Annotated in this window: 8 protein-coding genes, 1 tRNA gene and 1 other RNA gene; 3 read left to right on the forward strand and 7 right to left on the reverse strand. The window is 72.1% G+C overall.

The genetic code is table 11. From position 1 onward, the window contains the following. Window positions 1-219: 219 nt before the first annotated feature. The 6 genes from NCC78_RS22840 to NCC78_RS22865 form a co-directional block, all read right to left on the reverse strand. The gene (locus tag NCC78_RS22840; RefSeq protein ID WP_250796945.1) at window positions 220-1464 is read right to left on the reverse strand and encodes a WD40 repeat domain-containing protein; all 1245 of its coding nucleotides are present in this window, start codon (window positions 1462-1464) and stop codon (window positions 220-222) included. Window positions 1465-1712: 248 nt separating this feature from the next. After that, window positions 1713-3833 carry an NACHT domain-containing protein gene (locus tag NCC78_RS22845; RefSeq protein WP_250796947.1) on the reverse strand — a complete coding sequence of 707 codons (2121 nt, stop codon included), beginning with the start codon at window positions 3831-3833 and terminating at the stop codon, window positions 1713-1715. Between the two features lie 105 nt (window positions 3834-3938). Further along, complete coding sequence (locus NCC78_RS22850) at window positions 3939-4433, reverse strand: hypothetical protein (RefSeq protein ID WP_308220936.1); 495 nt, start codon at window positions 4431-4433, stop codon at window positions 3939-3941. Between the two features lie 32 nt (window positions 4434-4465). Beyond that, window positions 4466-5080 (reverse strand): hypothetical protein, encoded by a 615-nt coding sequence (locus NCC78_RS22855; protein ID WP_250796949.1) that lies wholly within the window; start codon window positions 5078-5080, stop codon window positions 4466-4468. Window positions 5081-5290: 210 nt separating this feature from the next. Continuing rightward, the gene (locus tag NCC78_RS22860; protein ID WP_250796950.1) at window positions 5291-5482 is read right to left on the reverse strand and encodes a DUF397 domain-containing protein; all 192 of its coding nucleotides are present in this window, start codon (window positions 5480-5482) and stop codon (window positions 5291-5293) included. Further along, the gene (locus NCC78_RS22865; RefSeq protein WP_250796951.1) at window positions 5473-6240 is read right to left on the reverse strand and encodes a helix-turn-helix domain-containing protein; all 768 of its coding nucleotides are present in this window, start codon (window positions 6238-6240) and stop codon (window positions 5473-5475) included. Before NCC78_RS22865 ends, NCC78_RS22860 begins: the two co-directional genes overlap by 10 nt. A gap of 238 nt (window positions 6241-6478) precedes the next feature. Between NCC78_RS22865 and NCC78_RS22870 the strand changes: the two genes are divergently transcribed. Then, window positions 6479-6712 carry a hypothetical protein gene (locus tag NCC78_RS22870; RefSeq protein WP_250796953.1) on the forward strand — a complete coding sequence of 78 codons (234 nt, stop codon included), beginning with the start codon at window positions 6479-6481 and terminating at the stop codon, window positions 6710-6712. A gap of 328 nt (window positions 6713-7040) precedes the next feature. Here the strand turns inward: NCC78_RS22870 and NCC78_RS22880 are convergent. After that, a tRNA-Ser gene (locus NCC78_RS22880) sits at window positions 7041-7125 on the reverse strand. Between the two features lie 82 nt (window positions 7126-7207). Here NCC78_RS22880 and ffs point away from each other — a divergent pair. Both ffs and NCC78_RS22890 read left to right on the forward strand, forming a co-directional pair. Beyond that, window positions 7208-7297: signal recognition particle sRNA small type (ffs, locus tag NCC78_RS22885), an RNA gene on the forward strand. A 181-nt stretch (window positions 7298-7478) separates the two neighbouring features. Further along, window positions 7479-8721 (forward strand): DNA polymerase III subunit gamma and tau (locus NCC78_RS22890; protein WP_250796954.1); only part of this gene is annotated, 1243 nt, incomplete at its 3' end.

Below are 8721 nucleotides of genomic sequence, written 5' to 3' on the forward strand. Positions count from 1 at the left end.
GGAGATCGACCGACGCCCCATCCCTGCTCATGAACGCCTACGAGGGCCGGCGAACGGTTGGTCGCAGACCTCGAAAGCGTGTGAGGGTTAACGCCCTCCGCGGGTTCAAATCCCGCCGCCACCGCTCATGAACAGCGAAAACGCCCGGTCGATCCGCGAGGATCGACCGGGCTTTTCGCCGATCGCCCGGCCTGTCGGTGACGGGCCGCGCGTCGGGTGTCAGGGCAGGGTACGGATCCGCAAGGTCACCATCTCCGGCTCGGCCAACTGGTCGGTGACCGCGTAGATCTTGTTGCCGGACACGGTCAACCCGCCCTTGACCACGTTGTGCGCCCACGTCTCCTGGTTCGGCAGGTGCCCGAACTCGTACGTGGCGATCGGCGTGGTGCCGCCCGGCTCGAAGACCCAGACGTCCTTGTCGTACGACGAGTTGGTGCCGGCGACGACGAGGCCGTCGGGCCGGATCGCCACGGCGTTCGGGTACGGCACGGTCGGATACCGGCGCACCTCAACGAGGTCGGACGTGCGCAGGACCGGGTGGTAGTACGGCGCGCCCGAGGGGACGATCACCTCGGTGCCGTCCGGGGTGACCGCCAACTGTGCGACCGAGCCACCGTCGGTCCGGCTGATCGCCCGCTGGACCAGCCCCGTCGCGGTGGCTTCGAAGCGGACCAGCAGGGCCGGGCTGCTACCCGTCGCGCCGGCGATCAGCATGTCGGGCTGAGTGGGCGAGGTGGCCAGCAGCATCGCCGAGGTGATCCGGGTGTCGATGGCGTTGACGGCGTACACGTAGAACTTGCCGGTCGCGAGGTCGACCCGGCCGATGCCCGCCGTCGGCTCGTTCTCGCACCCCCACGAAACCCAGAGCTGGCCGGCCGCGAAGGCCATGTCCTTCGGGCACGTCATGGTCCCGTCGGTCTTCCCGGTGAACTGCCCGTCCAGTTCCCAGGTGTCCAGGTCGACGATCCTGAGCCAGTCCTGGTCGCCGGCGGCGATGTAGAGCTTGCTGCCGTCCGGGCTCAGCGTCATTCCGGCGGCCCCCGGCGCGATGCCCTGAAGGGTGCGCAGGACGGTGCCGTTCAGGTCGGTGACGATCAGACCGTCGGTGCCCTTGCCTCCGGTGATGTAGACCCGGCCGCGTGCCTCGTCCACCAGGATGTCGCCGAACCGGAAGCCGGTGACGTACCCCGGGATCGGGATCTGCACGTTCACGTCGGTGCTCGGAGGCGAGGTGGTGGTGGTCGGGGTCGGCGTCGGGCTGGCGGTCGGGCTGGGCGTCGGCGAAGCGGTGGGACGTGGCTTCCGTCCCGGCTGCGGAGACTTCGGCGTCTTGTTGACCTTGGACGTGGTGCTGTCGGCGACCAGTTGCGCCTTCGCGGCGCTGCCGTCGGCGGACCGGTCGCTGCCCGCCACGGCGGTGCCCGCACCGGCGGCCAGGAGGGCTAGCGCGCCCACCCCCACCATCCAGATCCGTGCTCGCCGGCCCCTGTGTGCTGTTCGGCTCATCGTTCCCCGTTCGTGATCCGATACGCGACGCGGGCCGGGATCGGACCCTGGCCCGCCGACCAGAAGGCGCTCCACAGTGCGCAGGCGTTACGCGAAACACCCATCGGCATCGAGGACGCCAGATGGGTGAAAGCGTGCCGGGGCGCTGCTCAGCCGCCACCGCCAACCACTGAAGCGCCCGGGACGTTCCCGGGCGCTTCCTCGTCTCAGCCGGTCGTCCCCTCCGCGCTCGTCGCGGGCACTCCGGGGTGCGCCCCGGCGCGGTCGCTGTCGTTCCCGTCCGGCACCCCGGCCGCGAAGTGGTCGAGCAGTTCCCGGTGCACGAAGATGTACCCGTCGCCGACCTGGCGCAGGAAGAGGCACTGCACCGCGTGGGTGAGGAAGGGCAGCAGCGGGTACGGCAGCACCTCCTGCCGGGCGAGCCTGCGCCGGACGAGCAGCTGCTCGGCCATCGGGCCCAGCGCCACCACGACGAGGACCACCAGCATCGCCCCGGTTCCGAGCACCGCCCCGAACCGGGCGCCTCGGGTCGCGTCGGCCGGCACGGCGACGATGGTCCCGGCGAGGACCCCGGCGGCGACGCCGAGCGGGACCAGGCCGGGTAGCACGAAGCCGAGGCGCTGCCGCAACAGCGGGCTGGGCAGCTCGTGCCGGTCCGCCCGCAGGGTGGCCGGGCGGAAGAAGAGCGCCACCTGGGCGCTGCCGCACGCGGCGAACGTCACCAGCGCGGCGACGAGGAAGCCCGCGCCGTATGCGATGCCCATCGCCAGGGTCGGACCGTCGGCGTCCAGCCCGGTTCCGAGCGCGCCGACGGCGACGGCGAGCGTGCCGATGCCGACCACGCCGGCCCTCTCGTCGACGAAGACGAGGAGCAGGTTGATCAGCGAGCCCACGAACCAGCCGTAGGTCTCCCGCGACCGGTCCCGCCCGGTGGCGATGCTGAGGTTCAACAGGTTGTCGTAGACGCTGGACACCAGGGCCAGGGTCGGGATCAGGGCGACCACGCCGACGGCGGCGACCAGGCCGGGCCAGCCGGAGAACCACCATCCGATCGGCGGGAACACGAGCGCCAGGCAGGCCACGACGGCGGCCGGAGCGATCCGGCTGGCCCGGTGGAGCCGTCGGTACCGGGGTGACCAGCTCTCGTCGATCATGTCCAGCACGAAGAGCGTCTGTTCCCGGTGGCTCAGTTCCCGTGCGAGCGAGGCCAGATAGGAGCGGGTCATCTCGGGCGGGTAGCGCCGGTGCGGCCGTCGCCGCAGCATCGTGTCGACGTACCGGGCGAAGAGCCGCTCCCGGCCGGTGCCGCCGAGGGGCGCCGCGGCGGCGATCCATTCGTCGTGACTGTCGAGGTACGCGAGCGCCATGATGCTGAGCAGCAGCGGTGAGTCGGCGAGCTGCCACAGCCCGGGGTCCGCGGTGAGGGCGTCCCGCAGGCCGACCAGCTCGGGTCGGGCCACGTAGCGCTCGACCTGAGCCCGGTCCAGCGGTCGGATCGACACCGTCCCGTACACGGGCAGTGGCCGGTTCAACCGTCCGTACTCCACTTGGCGGCAGCAGACCGCGATCGCGGTGAGCGGTTGGCGGGCGTGGAAGTCGGCGATCGCGGCGGCGCAGGCGTCCCGGTGCTCGTCGGCCACCTCGTCCAGGCCGTCGAGCAGGGGCAGGATCTCGTCGGTGTCGACCCAGGCCGTCGCCTGCGCCGACGGGATCCCGTACCGCTCGCCGAGTTGTTCGGCCAGCCAGCGCGAGAGGGGCCGGCGGTGGGTCGCCCACGAGGAGAGGTTCAGCACCACCGGGATCGGCGCGTCCGGGTCGGCCTCGGCCCGGTCGAGCAGGTCGCGGGCGAGTTCGAGCAGGGTCGTGGTCTTCCCGGCGCCCGGCGCCCCGAGGATCACCACCGCCCGGTCGAGCCGGTCGAAGAGGGTCGACATCGCCGTCTGGTGGTCGAGGGTGCCGGTGAACCCGTCCCGGTTGCTGGTTTCGAGTGCCCACGGGTGCCGGCGGTCGTCGGCGGTCGCCGCGATGCCCAACTCGATGCGCGCCTCCTCGTGCAGGGAGCGTTCCAGCACGCTGGTCACCCAGTAGCGGCGTACCCGTTCCAGCAGCACCCGCCGGGCCGCGCCGGCGGCGGTGATCTGTTCCGGCTCGCGCGCCCGGAGGATCTCCACGACGACCAGCGCCAGGACCAGCAGGATCAGCAGCGGCCAGGCCAGCCAGAGGTACGGCGACCAGCGGTCGGGCAGCGCCCCGGTGGCGACGTTCGTGGCGACGCCGAGCAGCGCCACGCAGATCACCGACAGGATGACGGTGGTTACCCGATGCATGCGTCGTCTCTACCGTCCGGGCAGGGCGCGCACAAGCCGCTGACCGCCGCGGTCTCCTGAGTGGTCGGCCCGGACCCTCGGCGGGCCGTCGCACCCGGCCCGCTCTCAGCAGGGGCTGTGGCCCTCGTCGAAGAGGCGTTGGGCCCACTCGGCGTACCCGGCGATGATCTTGCGGACGACCTGACCGTCGTGCAGGAAGAGGTAGGCCCGGTCGCCTTGCCGGGCGAGCAGGCCGTCGAACCGGTACGTCCCCTGTGGAGCGTCCAGCTCGCGGACGGAGGGATAGCTGTCCCAGACCTCCCCGATGGGGCTGCCCGCGGTCACCCCCTCCGGGGTGCGTGTCGTGTCGCCGAGCCAGAGCAGCACCAACCGGTCGTCGACGAAGATCGGGCTGATCGTGTCGTGCCCGGCGAGCGCCGGGCCGCAGGCGTCGACGTCGGTACGCAGGATGCCCCGCCGGGTCAACTCATCCTCGGTGTCGCCGAACTCGACGTCGTGCAGCCCCTCGAGGTCGACGACCTCGACGGAGCCGGCCGGCAGCCCGGCGGTCACCGGCCCCTGTGGACGCGCGCCGCTCCCGGCGATCGAGGCAGCCGTCAGCAGCGTTGCGATGAAGACGAATTGTCGCAATTTCATGGAATCCCCCAGTCCCCAACGGGATGGGGGCGTTCAGGTTGCTGCCCGTCGGCAGATTCCCGGTTTTCCCACTCCTCGGCCAGGTCGTCCCAGTAGTCGGCGCTCAGCCGTCGACGCCCGTGCGCCAGCCAGCCCTCGGTGTTCCGCTCGACGTGCAGGCCCAGCTCGGCGAAGGGGTCGATCCACGCGCCGGGCTCCACGCCGATCTCGGTGAGCGCGGCGTTGAGCGGCCACTGTGGGCGCGGGCCGTCGAAGGCGCGGTCGAAGCGGGGACCCCACGCGAGCGACCCGCCGAGCCACACGACCGCCGACTGGTAGCCGGCCCCACCGGCGAACTCCGCCTCCAGGTACGCCACCGGCCCCTGCCGGGACCAGCGTGCCAGCACCTCCCCCAGGGCCGGCGAGAGCACCAGGTGGAACGGCCGTTCGGGGTCGGGTTCCTCGACCGCGAAGTCCGGCAGCGACCCGGTCAGCTCCTGCGTCAGTTGCGGGGTGACCGGCAGCAGCGCGAAGTCCTGGCGCAGCTCGCCGAGGACCGCGTGGTCGAGGTCGGCGGTCTGCGCTCGCAGCAACTCGGCGTCCGCGACGACCGCACTGAGCTGGTAACCCATCCGAGCCCCTCCGGCGTCCACAGCCTGTGGATGGAACATGTGTACGACGGATCCGCTCCCGCCGCCACACCGGCGACCGTACCCGGCGAACGGCGGGAGCACGTGCCCGTGCGGCCTCAGGCCGGCGTCCGGCCCGTGGCCGGCTCGACCAGGCCGCCGTCGACGTCGGAGCGCCCCGTTTGGACGGGCCAGGCGCTTCCGGTGGTCCGGTCAGGCCCGCTCGGTGATCCGGGCGACGAACGCCCGCCACGCCGGCGGCGCGAAGAGCAGCGCCGGCCCGGCCGGGTCCTTGGAGTCCCGGACGCCGACCACGCCGGGCAGGTTGTCGGCGACCTCGACGCAGTCGCCGCCGTTGCCGCTGCTGCGGCTGCTCTTGCGCCACCGCGCGCCGTTCAGCTCCATGTCTCCGCCACTTCCGTGATGAGATCGACTGACTGCCAGTGGGAGAGCGCCTCGCCGCGCACGTTCTCCCACGCTGTCATCATGGCCGCGATGTCCTCCGGGTCGCTAACCACCTGTCCCTGGAGTTGGTTGTCGAGATAGCCGGCGACCCGGTGGTCGTGGCTGTTGGCGATGACGAACGGCCCGTTCAGGCCCGCGTAGGCGCCGACCGAGGACGGCACGACGTGGATGCGAACGTGCGGTTCGGCGCACGCCGTGACGAGGGCGAGCAGTTGCTCGTGCATGGTCGCCCGGCCGCCGACCGGCCGGCGGAGGACCGCCTCGTCGATGACGGCCGTGAACTGCGGCGGGCCGTCGCGCCGCAGGATCCCCTGGCGGCCGAGCCGGGCCGCCAGGTGCCGCTCGATGTCGTCGCGGGCGAGCAGGCCACCACCGGCGAGCACCGCGCGGGCGTACGCCTCGGTCTGGAGGAGGCCGGGCAGCACGGCCGATTGATACGACCGCAGCGACACCGCCTCGCGCTCGATCTCCTGCCAGGGGCGGAACCAGATCGGGTCCCGACGTCTCGTTGTGTCCGGCCAGATGTCCGACACGTCCCGATGCAGGGCCTCGGCCGCCGCGAAGCGGTGCCGGGGATGTGGGATGCGGCCCTCGGTCAGCCATCGCGCGACGGTCTTCGGGTCGACGCCGACGTGTTCGGCGAGAGATTCGGTGGTGTGCCCGGTGTCGCTCAGCGCCACCCGGAGCGCGTCGTTCACGGCCCCTCCATCGGATGTCCCGGATATCTGCCGACCATATCGCTACGCGGTGTACCTGTCTGATGACGCGCTGGAGGGTGGTCCACGAAGGACGGCGCGGCCGGTGGAGGCGAGGGAGCCCGGCGGTCGACGTCAGTCAGGGGCCGCCCTGGCGCCGAAGGTGGGGCGGCCCCTTCCACCGCGAAGGAGGCCCGCCCGTGCGAACCCCGACAGCGCCGACGTCGACCGGAGGCCACGGATGAGCCTCACCGTCGGCACGACCATCCGCGTCCCCGCGGACGCCTACCGCTTCGGGGAGGGACCCCTGACCCTGCGGATCACCGAGATCCTGAGCGTCGGCCCGTTCGAGGGGGCACGCTGGGCCGAACTACGCGGGCACGAGGTGAACCCGGACGGCACGCTGCGCGCCCGCCAGCGCTACGCCTTCGTGCGCGTCGACCGCGCCCGGACCGTCGAGGTGCCGTCGCTGTGAGCCGCCGCCGCGAACACCTGCCGACCCGTCCCACCTGGCGCTGCCACGCGTGCGGCATCGCCTGGCCCTGCTCGGCGGCGAAGCTGCGCCTTCTCGCCCTCGGCGTACCCCTTCCGCCCGCCCGGGCGGGAATGCGTTTGTCCGACCCGTTTGAGGCCCCCATAGCGTCGGCCGACCTGTTGATCACATATTGGGGGAGCGCATGAGGTTCCGACGCACGCTGGCCGGTCTGGCCATGGCGGCGGTCACCGTCGCCTCGCCGGACACCAGGCGGATACGACGAAGGGCCGGTCCCGCGGGGACCGGCCCTTCGTGCTGCTCAGGCGAGCGGAGGATACGAGATTCGAACTCGTGAGGGTGTAAACCCAACACGCTTTCCAAGCGTGCGCCCTAGGCCTCTAGGCGAATCCTCCGCGAGCCAGGATACAGGTCCCCGGCGACCCGGCCACCCCACCACCCCCGGAGGATCGACCGGCGGTCGGGTAAGGTTGGTGGCACCTCCCGTGCGGCGGTATCTCGTGAACCTCCCCAGGGCCGGAAGGCAGCAAGGATAAGCGAGCTCTGCCGGGTGCACGGGAGGCCTTTTTGTCTCTCCGCCCCTTGATCTACTCGATGTCCTTGATGTCGGGGTCTCCCGGGCGCTCGGACACCGCGATATCCGGGGAACCGAGTTGATCAAGCGGGGCGTCCGTGCCGGACCGGCGGGGTGGGTGGTCACCCGCGGCTGACCGGCGCAGAATGGCTCGGTCGAGAGGAGGCGGGACGAGTGACGCTGGCGCTCTACCGCAAGTACCGGCCGCGTACCTTCGCCGAGGTCATCGGGCAGGAGCACGTCACCGAGCCGCTGTCGCAGGCGCTGCGCAGCGGGCGGCTCAACCACGCCTACCTCTTCTCCGGCCCCCGGGGCTGCGGCAAGACCTCCAGCGCCCGCATCCTGGCCCGCTCGCTCAACTGCGAGCAGGGCCCCACCCCGGAGCCGTGCGGGCAGTGCGAGTCCTGCCGCTCGCTGGCCCCCGACGGCGGCGGGTCGATCGACGTCATCGAGATCGACGCGGCCAGCCACGGCGGCGTCGACGACGCCCGGGAGCTGCGCGAGAAGGCCTTCTTCGCCCCGGCCGGCAGCCGCTTCAAGATCTATATCATCGACGAGGCGCACATGGTCTCGACCCAGGGCTTCAACGCCCTGCTCAAGCTGGTCGAGGAGCCGCCGGAGTACGTCAAGTTCATCTTCGCCACGACCGAGCCGGAGAAGGTCCTCGGCACGATCAAGTCGCGGACCCACCACTACCCGTTCCGGCTGTTCCCGCCGAAGGTGCTGCGGCCGTACCTGGAGCAGCTCTGCCAGGCCGAGGGAGTGACCGTCGACCCGGCGGTCTTCCCGCTGGTGGTGCGCGCCGGCGGGGGCAGCGCCCGGGACAGCCTCTCCGTGCTCGACCAGCTCATCGCCGGGGCCGGGCCGGAGGGCGTCAGCTACGCCCGGGCCGCCGCGCTGCTCGGCGTCACCGACTCCGCGCTGATCGACGAGATGTGCGACGCGCTGGCCGCCGGGGACGGCGCGGCCGCGTACGCCACGGTCGACCGGGTGGCCGAGGCCGGGCACGACCCGCGCCGGTTCGCCGCCGACCTGCTGGAGCGGCTGCGCGACCTGATCGTGATCCAGCAGGTGCCCGACGCCGCCGCCAAGGGCCTCATCGACGGCCCCTCCGACCAGATCGAGCGGATGGCCGCCCAGGCCCAGCGGCTCGGCCCGGCCACCCTGTCCCGCTGCGCCGACATCGTGCACAACGGCCTGGTGGACATGCGCGGCACCACCGCGCCCCGGCTGCTGCTGGAGCTGATCTGCGCCCGGATGCTGCTGCCCGGCGCCGACGACTCGACCGGCGGCCTCCTCCAGCGCCTGGAACGCATGGAGCGCCGGCTCACCCTCGCCGGCACCGACGCGCCGCCGGCCGCCGCCGGCCCCGCGCCGGTCGCCGCTCCCGCAGCCGTACGCCCCGAGCCTCCCGCCC

It is taken from the genome of Micromonospora phytophila, assembly GCF_023656545.1.
In the GTDB taxonomy this organism is placed as follows: domain Bacteria; phylum Actinomycetota; class Actinomycetes; order Mycobacteriales; family Micromonosporaceae; genus Micromonospora; species Micromonospora phytophila.